Origin of the sequence: Candidatus Mycolicibacterium alkanivorans (genome assembly GCF_022760805.1) — a bacterium.
In the GTDB taxonomy this organism is placed as follows: Bacteria; Actinomycetota; Actinomycetes; order Mycobacteriales; family Mycobacteriaceae; genus Mycobacterium; species Mycobacterium alkanivorans.
In genome coordinates this window covers 1,694,055-1,709,152 of the sequence record NZ_JAIVFL010000001.1, presented here as the reverse complement: position 1 = coordinate 1,709,152, position 15,098 = coordinate 1,694,055, and the positions used below count along the sequence as shown (strand labels likewise).

Below are 15,098 nucleotides of genomic sequence, written 5' to 3'. Positions count from 1 at the left end.
CATGCGCGTGATGAATCAGGACCCGCGCCAGGCCAGGTCCCGGGACTTCAAGGGCTCGGCGCTGCGGCTACTGGCCCGGCTGACCCCCCAGCGCTGGCCCGCCGCGGGGGTGTTGGTGCTGACCATCGGCGGGATCTCGCTCGGCGTAGTGGGCCCGCGAATCCTTGGGCATGCCACGGATTTGCTGTTCAACGGCGTGATCGGGCGCCAACTGCCGGCGGGCATCACCAAGGAGCAGGCGATCGAAGCCGCCCGGGCGCGCGGGGACAACACGTTCGCCGACCTGCTCTCGGGCATGAATGTGGTGCCCGGCCGCGGGGTGGACTTCGGCGCGGTGGGCCGCACCCTGCTGCTCGCGCTGGCGCTGTATCTGCTTGCCGCGCTCTTCATCTGGGTACAGGCCCGGCTGCTGAACGTGATCGTGCAGCGCACGGTCATGGCGCTGCGGGCCGACGTGGAAGCCAAGGTGCACCGGCTGCCGTTGTGCTACTTCGACTCCCGGCAGCGCGGCGAGCTGCTGAGCCGGGTGACCAACGACGTGGACAACATCCAGTCCTCGGTGTCGATGACGATCAGCCAGCTGCTCACCTCGGTGCTCACCGTCGTGGCGGTGCTGGCGATGATGCTGACCATCTCACCGCTGCTGACGCTGATCACCGTGGTGACGGTTCCGTTGTCGCTGTGGGTGACTCGAGCGATTGCGCGGCGCTCGCAGCGGATGTTCATTGCCCAGTGGACCAACACCGGCCGGCTCAACGCCCACATCGAGGAGACCTACAGCGGCTTTACCGTGGTCAAGACGTTCGGGCACCGGGCGGCGGCCCAGGAGAAGTTCCGCGATTACAACGACGACGTCTACCGGGCCAGTTTCGGAGCGCAGTTCTTCTCCGGCCTGGTGTCGCCGGCGACGATGTTCGTCGGCAACCTGAGCTACGTCGCCGTCGCCGTGGTGGGCGGCTATCAGGTGGCGACGGGTCAGATCACCCTGGGCAGCATCCAGGCCTTCATCCAGTACGTGCGCCAGTTCAACCAGCCGCTGACCCAGGTCGCAGGCATGTACAACACGCTGCAGTCCGGGGTGGCCAGCGCCGAGCGGGTGTTCGACTTCCTCGACGCGCCGGAGGAAACACCGGACGCCACAACGACATTGCCGCGCAACGGCGAAGCGGCCCGCGGCCGGGTCGAGTTCCGCGACGTGTCGTTCAGCTACCGGGAGGGCACCCCGGTGATCGAGGACCTGTCGTTCGTGGCCGAACCGGGCAGCACGGTCGCCATCGTCGGACCCACCGGAGCCGGCAAGACGACGCTGGTGAACCTGCTGATGCGGTTCTACGATGTGGACTCCGGGCGCATCCTCGTCGACGGCGTCGACATCACCGCGGTCAGCCGCGACTCGCTGCGCTCGCGCATCGGCATGGTGCTGCAGGACACCTGGCTGTTCGGCGGAACGATCGCCGAGAACATCGCCTACGGCCGGCCCGATGCCACCGAGGACGAGGTGATCGAGGCGGCGCGGGCGGCCTATGTCGACCGGTTCGTGCGCACGCTGCCCGACGGCTACGCGACCTGGGTGAGCGACGACGGCGGCAACATCAGCGCCGGGGAGAAGCAGCTGATCACCATTGCGCGGGCGTTCCTGGCGCGCCCGCAGCTGCTGATCCTCGACGAGGCGACCAGCTCGGTCGACACTCGCACCGAGCTGCTGGTGCAGCATGCGATGGCCGCATTGCGCAGGGAGCGGACCAGTTTCATCGTCGCCCACCGGTTGTCGACGATCCGCGAGGCAGACGTCATTCTGGTGGTGGAGGCCGGACGGATCGTCGAGAAGGGCGCCCACGCCGAGCTGCTGGCCCGACGCGGGCCGTACTACGCGATGACGCAGGCGTAGCTGCTCCGGCCTCGTCCGGCCGGGTGGCGGGCCGCCCCGAGTCGACGACGTTCACAATCGGCCGGCGCGCCACTTGTCCAGAATCCGGCGCTCGCGTTTGGTCGGCCGCCCGGCGCCGCGCTCGCGAGCCGCCACTGCCACAGCGGCAGTCACCGGCGGCTGCGGTGTGCGGTCGAGATAGCAGGTGACGGCATCGGCGGCACCGACCCGTTTCTGGATCACCCGCACGACCTCGACGATCCGCGTGGTGTCACCCACCCGGGCGCGCACCTCGTCACCGGGGCAAACCGTCGTAGCCGGTTTGGCCACCCGGTCGTTGATCCGCACATGCCCCCCGCGGCAGGCTGATGCGGCATCCGGTCGGGTCTTGGTCAGCCGGACCGCCCACAGCCACCGGTCCACGCGGATCGAGTCCATCCATTCATCTTGGACTGCCGACCGCCGCGCCGCCCGGGCCTTTAGAGGCCCGGGCCCTCGGCGCGCAGCTCGTCGACCTCGGCCATGGCCGAGCGCAGCTTGGACAGCCACTCCTCGGCGTGCTCGCCGACCAACCGCACCGACCACGCCAGCGCATCCGAGCGCGACCGCGCCACCCCGGCGTCGACCAGCGTGTCGAGCACCTGGCGCTCGGGCTGCTTGAGCCGGGTCATCACCGGAACGGCGATGTGCGTGAACAGGATTCGCTCAGGCGCTTCAGGGGTGCCGACATCGACGCCCCAGGACACCTTGCGGCCGTACTTGGCTTGTGCCTCCTCGGCGACGCGCATGCGTTCCGAGCGGGTCTCCTCGCGGAATCTCGACGCCCGGCCCGCTGCCCGCGCCTCGGATTCGGCTCCCTCCGCGGATTCGGCCAGCCGGCCGACGACGGTGATCTCCTCGCGGTCGACGGTCACGGTCGGGTCGCCGGCGAACCAGGCCTCGGGCAGCCGCCCGGCGAACCATTCGCCGGCGTCGGTGGTGTCGGGCTGGTCGGCCTGCTGCCAACCGCCGGGGCGGCCGGGCCGCCGGTGCGTGTGCTGATGTTTCATGAATTACATGATTACATCGTTGCACTCCGATGGCGAGCATTTCACTGTGGGCGAACGCCAGTCCCGTCAGGGGCCATCAGTGTGGGGCTTACGCAGGCACATCGGGCCGGATCGCGGCATGAGTCCCACACTCGGCGACACAACGGCCGGATAATGGCTCCATGGCAGGAAAAGAGCTCGACCCGCAGCGTGCGCGTGCCGCCCGGGACGTCGTCCGGCAGCACCCGGCGATGGTGTTGTTCGTCGCCTCACCGGCGATCGTCGCCGCAGGCCTGGTGTGGTGGCTGGCCGGAGCCGGCTGGGCGATCGTGCTGCTGATCGCCGCGGCGGTGATCGGCGGCGTGGCCGTACTACGCAAGCGCTAGACGCCTCGGGTCTCAACCTTTTCGGCGCGGCTGACCGCCGGACCGTACGCCAGCCCCACCCCCGGCTGGGGAAGGTCCTCGTCGGCGGCGATGCCCTGCTCGTCGGTCACCGACCCAACGTATACCGTCACAACCGATGTCACGATCCCCGCTGCTGGAGGGGCTACCGCCGATAGCCGACGCCGCCGCGCGCGTCCTGATCCTCGGCAACATGCCCAGCGTCATGTCGCTGGCCGCGCGTGAATACTTCGGAACATTCCTCGCCGAGCACCCGTCGATCTAGCGGGTCTACTTCAACGGCGCCGCAGCCGAACGCAATTTCACCCGGTTGGTCCGCATCGAGGCGCCGCTGCGCTACGCACGGCTGCCGTCGACCAGCCCGGCGCAAACCATGCGTTGCGCTGACAAGCTCGCCGCCCGGCGGGTGCTCAGCGGGTCATGAGACCGGCGGCCGGCGACCCGCCCACGGCCGGGCCGTCTCGATCTGATGACTGAGCGAGAGCAGCGTCGCCTCATCCGAGGGCCGGCCGACGAGTTGCACCGACACCGGCACACCCTCGTCGTCGAGTCCCCACGGAACGACGGCCGCGGGTTGACCGGTGGCGTTGAAGATGGCGTTGAACGGAACCCGGGACGCGACCAGCGCCAGCGTGCTGACCCCGCCGCGGTGCTGGTACTGCCCGACGCGGGACGGCCCGGTCGCAGTGCCCGGGGTGATCAGCACGTCAACGTCATCGAAGATCGACCCGACCCGGGTGGCCAACGTCGCCTCCGCGGCGCGGATCTTGTCGAGCTGACGATCCGAGATCACACTGCCCAGCCTGGCCAGCGCCCTGGTGCGCGGCTCGAGCCGCTCCGGGTGCGGCAGGTGCTGCACGTCGTCGTAAATCCCGCGCCACATCCGGGGCAGCACATGGCCGTATACCGCCCACGCCGGATAGTCCGGGTCACGCCAGAGCACCTCGTGGCCCAGGTCGCGCAACAACAACTCCGCGCCGTCGAGCGCCTTCTGCTGCGCCCGGCCGACCCGACCCACCATCGTCGTAGGGATCTTGGCGCTCAACGCAATTCGCAACCGCTTGGGCTTGCGGGCGGCCGCCGCGACGAACCCGCCGCGGGGTGCCTTCTGAGTGTTGGTCACGTCCAGGAACAGCGCGGCGTCCTCGACCGTGCGGGTGATCGGGCCGTAGACGCTCAACCCGCACCGCGCGTCCTCGTGTGGATCCATCGGCACGCGGTCGCGCTGCGGCTTGAGCCCGAAGACCCCGCACCACGTCGAGGGGATGCGGATCGAGCCGACGCCGTCGGAGCCCAGTGCCATCGGCGCGAGCCCGGCGGCCACCGCCGCCGCGCTGCCACCGCTGCTGCCGCCCGGTGTGCGGTCCAGGTCCCAGGGGTTGTGGGTGGCGCCGAACGCGATCGTCTCGGTGAACGGCCACAGCATCATCTCCGGCACCGAAGTCTTGCCGAGGATCACCGCGCCGGCCTCCCGCAGCCGTCGCACCACCTCGGCGTCGGCCGTCGGCGGCAGGCCGTGCGCACTGCTGCCATAGCAGGTGAACTCGTCGGCGACGTCGACGTCGTCCTTGATGGCGATCGGCACACCGAGCAGCGGCAGCCGCTCACCGGCGGCCAACCGCTCCTGCGCCGCCTTGGCTTCCGCCCGGGCGCGCTCGGTCAGCACCACCCGGTAGGCGCGCACCTCGCGGTCGACGCGGGCGATCCGCTCGTGATAGAGATCGAGCAGCGCGGGCGCCGTGATGGTCCCGGCCACCAGCATCCGGGCCTGCTCGGCCGCGCCGGCGAATGCGATGTCGGTGGAGTCCACTCCCGGGAGCGTAACGCTGTAACGGATCACGGCTTGATCCACACTGTCCCTTTCACGATGACCAAGCGGCAGACGATGACCTGCTCCCACCTGGTGGAGCTGCTCAGCGACTACCACTCGGGCGCACTGGACACCAAGACCGCGGCCCGGGTGCGCTGGCATCTGTTGATGTGCCGGGGCTGCCGCGGCTACCTGGCCCAGCTGCGCTCGACGGTGGCGACGGTCGGCCGGATCCGCGGTGACGAACTCGACCCGATGTTCCGGGACCGCCTGCTGGCGGCGTTCCGCGACTGGCGGTGAGGCGGGCCCCCGCTACGGTGGCGGGATGGCATGTGTGTTCTGCGAAGTCGTCGCCGGCACCGCTCCGGCCATCCGTGTCTACGAGGACGACGACCACCTCGGGATCCTCGACATCCGTCCGTTCACCCGGGGCCACACCCTGGTGGTGCCCAAGCGGCACAGCGTGGACATGACCGACACACCGGCCGAGACGCTGGCCGGGATGCTCGCTATCGGACAGCGCATCGCCCGGGCGACGCGCGCCTCCGGATTCGGAGCGACCGGCAACAACCTGGCGATCAACGACGGCAAGTCCGCGATGCAGACGGTGTTCCACATCCATCTGCACGTGATTCCCCGGCGCGACGGCGACAAGCTGTCGTTCGCCAAGGGGATGCTGTCGCGCCGCGACCCGGACCTGGAGGCCACCGGCCGGATCCTGCGCGAGGCGCTGGCGCAACTGGACGCCACGGGGTAGGGCTGGTGACATGACATCGCCGACCGACCGGGCCAGGCTGGCCTTCCTCAAACTGCACGACACGCTGTATCAGCGCAGCAACGGCTGGATCGGGCACCGGCTGCCGTTCGCCCCGCCGATGCTGCTGTTGCACAGCGTGGGCGCGAAAACCGGTCAGCTGCGCACACATTCGCTGGCCTACTACCGTGACGGCAACGACTACCTGATCGTCGGCTCCAACGGCGGAACTCCGCGCAACCCGGCGTGGTATCACAATCTGCGGGCGCACCCCAACGTGGAGATCAATCTCGGCCCGAAGCGCATCCCCGTCACCGCCCGCGTGGTGCTGCCGGACGACCCGGACTACGCGCGGCTGTGGAAGATCTGCGACGACGAGAACGCCGGGCGCTACAGCGCATATCAGAAGCTGACGACCCGCCCGATCCCGATCGTGCGCCTGGTGCACGTGATCGCGCCGCGGCTGCGCTAGAAGAGCTCCCTCGCCAACAAGCTCGCGCGTCGCCTCGCGGGCCGGGCGGTGGACGCATCACGGCCTCAACACCGCCCTTCGCGGGATGCTTCCCTCACTGGATACCCGCCCTGCTGCGGGCATCGCCGAAGACGGCGTCAAGCATCGCCGGTGTGAGCCGACCGGTGAACATGTTCTGCTGGCTGGGGTGATAGCAGCCCAGCAGCTGCAGACCGGAGGGCAGCTCGGCGACCACCCCGTGGCCGAACTTCGGTTTGGCCAGCCCGGGCAGCTCGTCGGCGAGCAGCCGCAGTGCAGCCTGCCAGGCGAAGCCGCCGAGGGCGACGATCACCCGCACCTGCGGCGAGATCAGTCGCCACTCGGCATCCAGCCACGGCGCGCACGTCGACCGTTCCTCGGGGGTCGGCGCGTTGCCGGGCGGGGCGCACCGCACCGCGGCCGCTATTCGAATCTCGTTGGCGCTCAACCCATCCGCGGCATCGACACTGAGCGGCGAGTTCACCAGGCCAGCGCGATGCAGCGCGGCAAACAACTGATCGCCCGAGCGGTCGCCGGTGAACACTCGGCCGGTGCGGTTGCCGCCGTGTGCGGCCGGCGCCAGCCCGAGCACCAGGATCCGCGGCCGCGGCGAACCCCACCCGGTGATAGGCCGTCCCCAGTACGGCTCCTCGGCGAACGAGCGCCGCTTGGCCACGGCCACCTCTTCGCGCCAGGCCACCAGCCGCGGACACGCCCGGCACACGCTGACCAGGGCGTCGAGCTCGTCGACGTCACCGACCGTCTTGGCAAGGGCGGCCGCCCGCCGGGCGGTGGTGGCCACCGGGGTACCGGACGTGGCCGGGTCGCCCGGCCAGCCCGACCCGGGCGGCACCGGGGACTCGAACGGCACTCCGGTGCGTGGATGCGCGTGCACAGTCACCAGTCCACTGTGCACGCTTAAGCTTCGCCGGTGAGCATCACGCGCGTGCCGGCGCTGCTGATCCTCTCGTCGGCCTTCCTGGCCGCGGGCGCCAACGGGATCTCCATGGTCGCCTTCCCGTGGCTGGTGCTGCAACGCACCGGCAGCGCGGTGGACGCCTCGATCGTCGCGGGTGCGGCGACCTTGCCGCTGTTGGTGGCCACCCTCATCGCCGGCACGGCGGTGGACTTCGTGGGCCGCCGACGGGTGGCGATGTTGGCCGACGCGCTCTCGGCCGCCTCGGTCGCCGCGATCCCGGTGCTGGCGCTCACCCTGGGCACGGGATCGCTGACCACCGTCGTGCTGGCCGCCTTCGCCGCGCTGGGTTCGTTCTTCGACCCCGCCGGCATGACCGCACGGCAGTCGATGCTGCCCGAGGCCGCGGCGCGGGCCGGCTGGACGCTCGACCACACCAACAGCCTCTACGAGGCGGTGTTCAATCTGGCCTACATCACCGGCCCGGGCGTCGGCGGCCTGCTGATCGCCACGCTCGGCGGAGTCGACACGATGTGGGCGACCGCTGGGGTGTTCGTGTTGTCGATCCTGACGATGGCGGTGCTGCGGCTCGTGGGCGCCGGCCGGCCGGCCCGCGAGACCCGTCCCGACGGTGTGCTCTCCGGGGTTGTCGAGGGCCTGAAGTTCGTGTGGCACAACCGCGTTCTGCGCACGCTCGGGCTGATCGACCTGGCCGTCACCGGGATGTACCTGCCGATGGAGAGTGTGCTGTTCCCGAAGTACTTCGCCGATCGCGACCAGCCCGCCGAGCTGGGCTGGGTGCTGATGGCGCTGTCGATCGGCGGCCTGCTCGGCGCGCTGAGTTGGACCGTGCTCTCGAAGGTGGCCAGCAAGCGGACCACTGTACTGGTCGCGGTGCTGACGTTCGGGCTGGCCGTGCTGGTGATCGCGTTTCTGCCGCCGCTTCCGGTGATCCTGTCGGCCGCCGCGCTGGTCGGCCTGGTGTACGGGCCGATCGGGCCGATCTACAACTCGGTGATGCAGACCCGCACACCCGAGCACCTCCGCGGACGCGTGGTCGGGGTGATGACCTCGATGGCGTATGCCGCCGGCCCGGTCGGCTTCATGCTCGCCGGCCCGCTCGTCGACGCATTCGGTCTGAAGGTGACCTTCCTCGTGTTGTCGGTGCCGATCCTGGTGATCGGCGTGCTGTGTCCCTGGCTGCCCGCACTGCGCGAACTCGACGATGCACCCGAAGCGCCGACGACCCACGCCTAGGATGGCGCAATGGCCGTGAGCGCCCTGGCCGACCTGGCCGCCGAACTGCCCGACGGGGTGGTCGTCACCGACCCCGACATCCTGGCCTCCTACCGGCAGGACCGGGCCGCCGACCCGTCGGCCGGCACTCCGCTGGCCGTGGTCCGGCCCACCCGCACCGAAGAAGTCCAGACGGTGTTGCGCTGGGCGAGCAAGCACCGCATCGCCGTGGTTCCGCGTGGAGCGGGCACCGGGCTGTCCGGCGGGGCGACCGCGCTGGACGGTGGGATCGTCTTGTCGACGGAGAAGATGCGCGATATCACCATCGACCCGGTCACCCGCACCGCGGTGGTGCAGCCGGGTCTGCTAAACGCCGAGGTGAAGAAGGCGGTCGCGGAGTACGGGCTGTGGTATCCCCCGGACCCGTCGTCGTACGAGATCTGCAGCATCGGCGGTAACATCGCCACCAACGCCGGTGGCCTGTGCTGCGTAAAGTACGGCGTGACAACCGATTACGTGCTCGGCCTGCAGGTGGTGCTGGCGGACGGGACCGCGGTGCGCCTGGGTGGGCCACGACTCAAGGACGTCGCCGGACTGTCGCTGACCAAGCTGTTCGTCGGCAGTGAGGGCACCCTGGGGGTGATCACCGAGGTGACGTTGCGACTGCTGCCGCCGCAGCCGGCGGCGTGCACGGTGGTGGCGACCTTCGACTCGGTGGAGGCGGCCGCCGGTGCCGTGGTGACGATCACCGGACGCATCCGGCCCTCGATGCTGGAATTCATGGACGCGGTGGCGATCAACGCCGTCGAGGACAAGCTGCGCATGGGGCTGGACCGTTCGGCGGCGGCGATGATGGTCGCCGCCTCCGACGATCGCGGCCTGGCCGGCGCCGAAGACGCCGAATACATGGCCCGGGTGTTCACCGAAGCCGGTGCCACCGAATGTTTTTCGACCGCAGACCCGGACGAAGGTGAGGCCTTCGTCGCGGCCCGGCGGTTCGCCATCCCCGCGGTGGAGGCCAAGGGTTCACTGCTGCTCGAGGACGTCGGCGTGCCGCTGCCCGCGCTCGCTGAACTGGTCGGCGGGGTGGCCAAGATCGCGGCCGACCGCGACCTGACGATCTCGGTGATCGCGCATGCCGGCGACGGCAACACCCACCCACTGATCGTCTACGACCCCACCGACGCCGCGATGTCCGAGCGCGCCTTCAAAGCGTTCGGCGAGATCATGGACCTGGCGGTGTCGCTGGGCGGGACGATCACCGGCGAACACGGCGTCGGCCGGCTCAAGAAGCCCTGGCTGGCCGACCAGTTAGGCCCGGAGGCCATGGAACTCAACCGCAAGATCAAGGCCGCACTGGACCCCGACGGGATCCTCAACCCCGGTGCGGTGATCTAGCGGTTCGCGGCGCCAGCACGCTCAATGCGCTGTCGAGGTTGCGTTCGGCGGCTCGGGTCAGCCCTTGCCGAAGTTCCCATTGATAGCCGCGAAGCGCGAGCAGGTAGGCCTCCGGTACGCGCTCGAAGCATTGCCGAGCGGTTGCCAGGATCGTCGGCACCGACATCGCGTGCGAGGTGAAACTGAAGTCCAGCATCGGTTCGGGACGGCTCACGGCGAACGATTCCACCGCCGGGTCCTTGGTCGCATCGACGAACAATACCTGGGCGTATCGGCTGATCAGATCGGCATCTTCGAGGTTGAGTTGGTAGGTCCGGCGCAGACATGCGCCGGGTTTGTGCGGCCACCCCTCGAGCCGATCGATGAACGCCCAACCCAGTCCGTCGTCTTCACGGCCGGCGTTGCCGATGCCGTAGACCAGACAGCCTGGGCTGTCCAGGACCTCACCGAGTCTGTTCAATTATCACCCGCCCGTTCGCATCCACCACACTGACGGTCAGCGGCATCTGCCCCAATGCGTGTGTGGCACAACTCAAGCAGGGATCGTAGGCACGGATACCCACCTCAATCGCGTTCATCATGCCCTCGGTGATCTCGGTCTTGCCGCCGAGGTAATCCTCGGCGACGCTGCGCACCGTCCGGTTGAGGACCTGGTTGTTCTGGGTGGTGGCGACGATCAAGTTGGCGAAGGTGACGTTTCCCTCCCGATCGGCACGGTAGTGGTGCAGCAGCGAACCCCGCGGGGCTTCCACCACACCGATCCCCTCACCGACCCACGCGTCCGCGCCGGGTGCCACCAGGAGGTCGTCGTTGCAGATGTCGGGATCGTTGAGGAGCTCCCTGACCACCTCGGCGGCGTGAATGATCTCGATCGTCCGAGCCCAATTGGTGTGCAGCGTCATGGTGTTGGCGCGTCCGCCGGTGTAGGCATGGAATCTCTCCAGCGCTTCGGCAGCGAGCGGGGTCGACAGGGTTTTCGTGACGTTGAGCCGCGCCAGCGGTCCTACCCGGACCGATCCCGCTTCGCGGCCGAGGTCAGTGAGGTAGGGGAACTTCATGAAGCTCCACTTCTCGACGGCTTCGGAGAAGTGGTCGAGATAGTCGCGGTAGTCGAACTCCCGCACGACGTTCTTATCGTTATCGGTGATCCTGAGCCGGCCGTCGTAATAGTCGACATTGCCGTCGTCGTCGACCAGGGCCATGTTGAGCGCAGGCACGTTGGCGAAAGCGTCGACCTCACCACGATGCTGTTCATGGAAGTCGTAGAACATCTGCAACCCGAGCTGGGCATCCTCGATGACCTGATCGACCGACGGCAATCCGTCCCCACCGCGCAGGAACCGGTCCACATCGGCGGGGGTGAGGCTCTTGTTCACCCCGCCAGGGACCGACGAGATTCCGTGCATGCGTTTTCCGAAGACCGCCTCGATGACCTCTTGGCCCCATTTACGCAGCCGGACAACGCGTTTGACGAGGTCAGGATTGGCCTCGATCAGGCCGATGAAGTTGCGCTTCCCCGGAGCGGCGTCGATTCCGAACAGCATCTCCGGAACCACGAGATAGAAGTAGGCCGTGACGTGTGATTGCAGCATCTGGGCGTAGTGGCCCAGTCGGCGCATCTTGACCGCGGTCGGGGTGAGCCGAGTACCCGAGCCCGGCCCCACCCCGACCATGTCGTCGAGGGCTTTGGCTCCGGCCAGGTGGTGGCTGACAAAGCAGATCCCACAGATCCGCTGCATCAGAACCGGCGCCTCCCAATACGGATGACCCTGGATGAACTTCTCGTAGCCTCGGAACTCGACCACGTGCAGCCTGGCGTCGGTCACGTTGTGGTCGTCGTCGATTTCGATGACGACCTTTCCGTGTCCCTCGATGCGCGTGATCGGATCGATGACGAGTGTCGTTGCCATGGCGAGGAGTTCCCCTAGTCGAAGTGAAGGAGCGACGTCGGCAGGGCCACCGGTCGCCCCTCGACCAGATCCTCGAGGACGTCGAGGATCGCGTCGGGTTTCGGCGGGCAGCCCGGGATGAAGTAGTCCATCTGGACGACCTCGTGGCACGGATAGACGTTGTTGGTCAAGATCGGAAGGTGCTTGTCGTAGGGCACCACCGGTTCCGCTCCCGGCACCGCTGTCGACGAATGGGCATACGCCTCGGCCAGACAGTCGTTGAGCCCGACCAGGTTTCGCAGCGACGGGACACCGCCCCAGATAGCGCAGGCGCCGACCGAGATCAGAACGTCGCAGTTGTCCCGGAAGTGGCGCAGCGTCTCGATGTTCTCGTCGTTGGCCACACCGCCCTCGATGAATCCGATCGCACACCGTTCGGGAATGCGTTTGATGTCGGTGAACGACGACCGCAGGATGGTTATCTTGTCCAGCAGCCCGATCATCCGCTCGTCGATGTCGAGCAGGGACAAGCTGCACCCCCAGCAGCCACACAGGCTGATCATCGAGACCTTGATCTTCTCGGCACGGCGGGCAGCCAGCACCGGATCGAGCGGGGTGGCCGGAAGCTCATGCGACGCAATCTCGTTGGCACCGTGCGTCGTCACTGGACCTGCCTCCGCGATGGTTCGAGTGCCCGCTCTCGCACCGATTCGACTTCGAAGCGGCGCTCGCCGATGGGCTCGTCAAAGCCAACCCGCTTCTGCAGGATCGCCCCGACCGGACAGATGTCGACCGCCTCGCGGACCTGGTCCGGCGGCATCTTGTCGGCCAGCTCCACGTCGATGTCGATGCGGGCATGGGTGCCGCGACCGTTGATGCTGAAGATCTTCTTGCCGGTCTCGCGATCCCGGATGAACTCGACGCATCGCTGGCAGAAAATGCAGCGGTCACGCTCGAGCCAAATGGCTTCCGGCGCATGGTCGGTCACCCGCTGCGGGAACTGGTAGGGGAAGCGCGACACCTCCATGTCCACCTCGTAGGCGACGGCCTGCAAGGTGCACCGGCCGGACTTCTCACAGCTCGGGCAGTTGTGGTTGCCTTCGGAGAACAGCATCTCGACGAGCGCCTTACGGGCATCGGCGGCGTCGGGAACCTCGACCTCGACTCGCATTCCGGCACTGACCCTGACCGTGCACCCGGCCACGATGGAGCCGTTGACCTTGACCGCACAGGCTCGGCAGGTACCCAGGGCCGGATGCTGCGGCAGGTAACACAGTGTCGGGATGTAGACACCGGCCTGCGCGGCGACATCGACGAGCGCCGCACCTTCCTCGGCCGTGACGGTGGCACCGTCGATCTCGATCCGGATTGTCACAACGCCTCCCGTGGAGCGAGTTCGGCGACGGCCCGGGCGTGGGCGGTCAGTTCCGCAGCTTCGTCGAAAGACGGCAGCAGCGCGCCGGCGGGCTCCCGAAGCCGGGCCGCGTAGATCTCCGGGAATTTCTTCAGCGTGGTCAGGATGGGATTCGGGGAGGTGGCGCCCAGCCCGCATCTGCTGGTGTGGGCGACGATCCCGCCCCACGCGACCATGTCGTCGAGATCGGACCGGGCGGCCCGCCCGGCAGCCACCAGACCGACCTTCTGGCGCAGCGCCACGTTGCCCGCCCGACACGGCACGCAGATGCCGCAGGATTCGTCGACGAAGAACTGCATGAAGTCCCCGACGATCTCGAGCAGGTCCCGTTCGTGGTTGAAAACCATGAACGAGCCGTTGCAGGACAGATCGTCGTAGGCCAGCCGGCGGCCGGCGTCGGCGGCCACCGACAGCATTTCCCCTGAGGGGCCACTGATCTGCACGGCCCGCGGGTTGTCGGCGCCGATCACGTCCAACACCTGCGCCAGCGTGATGCCCCACTCGACTTCGTAGATCCCGGGCGCCGCACAGTCGCCGGCGACGCTGAGCAGCCGGGTGCCGGTCGACCCAGGTACACCCATGGCCGCGAACCAGGCCGCGCCGTCGGTCATGATGCGGCTGGCTGCGGCGAAGGTTTCGACGTTGTTGACCACGGTGGGCTTTCCGAGGAAACCGTGCTCGACCGGGAAGGGCGGCTTGAGGCGCGGCGTCCCCCGCTTGCCCTCGCAGGACTCGATGAGGGCCGATTCGTCGCCGCAGATGTAAGCGCCGGCACCCAACTGGATCCGGATGTCGAACCCCTCACCGAGGGCGCCGTCGACACGCAGCTGCGCGAGTTGGCGTTCGAGGTAGTTCTGCAGATATGCGTATTCCGCCCGCAAGTAGAGGATGCCCTCGCGCGCGCCGACGGCGCGGGCGGCGATCGCCATGCCCGCGAACACCTCTCGTGGCGAGTAGGTCAGCAGCACCCGGTCCTTGAACGTCCCCGGCTCGCCTTCGTCGGCGTTGCAGATGATGTACTTCTCATCCCCTGCCGCCGCCCGGCAGAACTTCCACTTGTTGCCGGTGGGGAAACCTGCGCCGCCACGGCCGCGCAGGCCCGACTGGGTGATCGCGGCGATCACGTCCTCAGGAGCCATCGCCCGGCAGCCCCGAAGCAGCCCGCCGTGGTCGCCGTCCCCGCCGAAGAACACCGGCCCGGAGGTGTGCACCACCGTCCCCGTCAGGCGTTCGACATAGGCCAGGTCGTCGTCCGGGATGCCGGAGGGATTGGCGATCTGGGCCGGCGATCGGCCGCTCTTGAGGCCCCCGATGATCTCGGCGACCGACCCTGGCGTCAGGTCGGCGAAGACGATGCCGTCGATCAGCATGGCCGGCTCGTGGTCGCTCATACCGACACAGGCCGTCTCGAACAGTCCGAAGTCCGTCGAGCCGGGTCCGCCGAACCGCGTGCCGGTCTCGCGTTCCAGCGCCTCACGCACCCGGTCATAGCAGCGCGTCTTCGCGATGACGTTGTCGCTCAGATAGATTCGGTAACGGCCCGACGGTTCGGTGTGGAAGAAGTGATAGAACGTCGCGGTCTCCAGAACGTCCTCGACCGACAACCCGAGCCACTCGGCCACCTGGCCGGCCGCATCGGCGGAGATGTGGCCCGCGCGACGCTGGATATCCCACAGGATGTCGAGGAGGCCAACGCGGTCGCGGGTGCGTCCATCGAGGACCGTCACCATGTCGAGAGTCGTCGTCACCTCACCACCCATTCAGCCAGTCCGTCGAGTTCCCACCTCGGGAGGACAGCGAATCCGCGGCAGCAACGGCGCTTCATCAGGGGTCGTCCCACCCGCCCTTTGTGGGCCCGTGTGCGGCGACGCTACCACGCACGACTTGCTCCC

The 15,098-nt window shown here is 68.2% G+C and carries 16 protein-coding genes and 1 pseudogene; 8 read left to right on the top strand and 9 right to left on the bottom strand.

Annotated features, from left to right (window positions below):
• Position 1: 1 nt before the first annotated feature.
• Entirely contained in the window at positions 2-1,888 is a 1,887-nt protein-coding gene (locus K9U37_RS08605) for an ABC transporter ATP-binding protein (protein ID WP_243073290.1), read from the top strand.
• A gap of 51 nt (positions 1,889-1,939) precedes the next feature.
• Here the strand turns inward: K9U37_RS08605 and K9U37_RS08600 are convergent, their stop codons facing one another.
• Entirely contained in the window at positions 1,940-2,305 is a 366-nt protein-coding gene (locus tag K9U37_RS08600; RefSeq protein WP_243071333.1) for an Hsp15 family ribosome-associated heat shock protein, read from the bottom strand.
• A gap of 41 nt (positions 2,306-2,346) precedes the next feature.
• Positions 2,347-2,916, bottom strand: a complete 570-nt coding sequence (gene abmR, locus K9U37_RS08595) for an ATP-binding transcription factor AbmR (protein ID WP_243071332.1) — start codon at positions 2,914-2,916, stop codon at positions 2,347-2,349.
• Between the two features lie 161 nt (positions 2,917-3,077).
• On the opposite strand from abmR, the gene K9U37_RS08590 reads away from it, so the two are divergent.
• Together K9U37_RS08590 and K9U37_RS08585 are read left to right on the top strand one after the other, a co-directional pair.
• Entirely contained in the window at positions 3,078-3,281 is a 204-nt protein-coding gene (locus K9U37_RS08590; RefSeq protein WP_243071331.1) for a hypothetical protein, read from the top strand.
• A gap of 136 nt (positions 3,282-3,417) precedes the next feature.
• Positions 3,418-3,723: pseudogene (locus K9U37_RS08585) on the top strand (uracil-DNA glycosylase family protein).
• Here K9U37_RS08585 and K9U37_RS08580 read toward each other — a convergent pair.
• On the bottom strand, positions 3,718-5,109 hold the full coding sequence (locus tag K9U37_RS08580) for an amidase (RefSeq protein ID WP_243071330.1): 1,392 nt from the start codon (positions 5,107-5,109) through the stop codon (positions 3,718-3,720). The pseudogene K9U37_RS08585 and the gene K9U37_RS08580 sit on opposite strands and share 6 nt — an antisense overlap.
• Before the next feature lie 57 nt (positions 5,110-5,166).
• Between K9U37_RS08580 and K9U37_RS08575 the strand changes: the two genes are divergently transcribed.
• Genes K9U37_RS08575 through K9U37_RS08565 form a run of 3 tightly spaced genes read left to right on the top strand, consistent with a single transcriptional unit; the run spans position 5,167 to position 6,335 of the window.
• Entirely contained in the window at positions 5,167-5,409 is a 243-nt protein-coding gene (locus tag K9U37_RS08575) for an anti-sigma factor family protein (RefSeq protein WP_243071329.1), read from the top strand.
• Between the two features lie 25 nt (positions 5,410-5,434).
• Entirely contained in the window at positions 5,435-5,866 is a 432-nt protein-coding gene (locus K9U37_RS08570) for an HIT family protein (RefSeq protein WP_243071328.1), read from the top strand.
• A 10-nt stretch (positions 5,867-5,876) separates the two neighbouring features.
• Complete coding sequence (locus K9U37_RS08565) at positions 5,877-6,335, top strand: nitroreductase family deazaflavin-dependent oxidoreductase (protein ID WP_243071327.1); 459 nt, start codon at positions 5,877-5,879, stop codon at positions 6,333-6,335.
• Between the two features lie 94 nt (positions 6,336-6,429).
• Here the strand turns inward: K9U37_RS08565 and K9U37_RS08560 are convergent, their stop codons facing one another.
• Positions 6,430-7,248 (bottom strand): uracil-DNA glycosylase, encoded by an 819-nt coding sequence (locus tag K9U37_RS08560; protein ID WP_243073289.1) that lies wholly within the window; start codon positions 7,246-7,248, stop codon positions 6,430-6,432.
• A 36-nt stretch (positions 7,249-7,284) separates the two neighbouring features.
• Between K9U37_RS08560 and tap the strand changes: the two genes are divergently transcribed.
• Positions 7,285-8,526, top strand: coding sequence for a multidrug efflux MFS transporter Tap (gene tap, locus K9U37_RS08555; RefSeq protein ID WP_243071326.1), 1,242 nt, complete (start codon positions 7,285-7,287; stop codon positions 8,524-8,526).
• 9 nt (positions 8,527-8,535) lie between these two features.
• Positions 8,536-9,903: an FAD-binding oxidoreductase gene (locus tag K9U37_RS08550; RefSeq protein WP_243071325.1), complete on the top strand. Its 1,368-nt coding sequence runs from the start codon at positions 8,536-8,538 to the stop codon at positions 9,901-9,903.
• On the opposite strand, the gene K9U37_RS08545 is transcribed toward K9U37_RS08550, so the two are convergent.
• The 5 genes from K9U37_RS08545 to K9U37_RS08525 are packed head-to-tail and all read right to left on the bottom strand — an operon-like array spanning position 9,881 to position 14,954.
• On the bottom strand, positions 9,881-10,363 hold the full coding sequence (locus tag K9U37_RS08545) for a hydrogenase maturation protease (RefSeq protein WP_243071324.1): 483 nt from the start codon (positions 10,361-10,363) through the stop codon (positions 9,881-9,883). The two genes, K9U37_RS08550 and K9U37_RS08545, sit on opposite strands and share 23 nt — an antisense overlap.
• Complete coding sequence (locus K9U37_RS08540; protein ID WP_243071323.1) at positions 10,347-11,813, bottom strand: Ni/Fe hydrogenase subunit alpha; 1,467 nt, start codon at positions 11,811-11,813, stop codon at positions 10,347-10,349. The genes K9U37_RS08545 and K9U37_RS08540 overlap by 17 nt, the downstream gene beginning before the upstream one ends.
• Before the next feature lie 14 nt (positions 11,814-11,827).
• Complete coding sequence (locus K9U37_RS08535; RefSeq protein ID WP_243071322.1) at positions 11,828-12,457, bottom strand: NADH-quinone oxidoreductase subunit B family protein; 630 nt, start codon at positions 12,455-12,457, stop codon at positions 11,828-11,830.
• Positions 12,454-13,167 carry a 2Fe-2S iron-sulfur cluster-binding protein gene (locus tag K9U37_RS20175; protein ID WP_243071321.1) on the bottom strand — a complete coding sequence of 238 codons (714 nt, stop codon included), beginning with the start codon at positions 13,165-13,167 and terminating at the stop codon, positions 12,454-12,456. Before K9U37_RS20175 ends, K9U37_RS08535 begins: the two co-directional genes overlap by 4 nt.
• The gene (locus K9U37_RS08525; RefSeq protein WP_308197358.1) at positions 13,164-14,954 is read right to left on the bottom strand and encodes an NAD(P)H-dependent oxidoreductase subunit E; all 1,791 of its coding nucleotides are present in this window, start codon (positions 14,952-14,954) and stop codon (positions 13,164-13,166) included. Before K9U37_RS08525 ends, K9U37_RS20175 begins: the two co-directional genes overlap by 4 nt.
• Positions 14,955-15,098 lie beyond the last annotated feature (144 nt).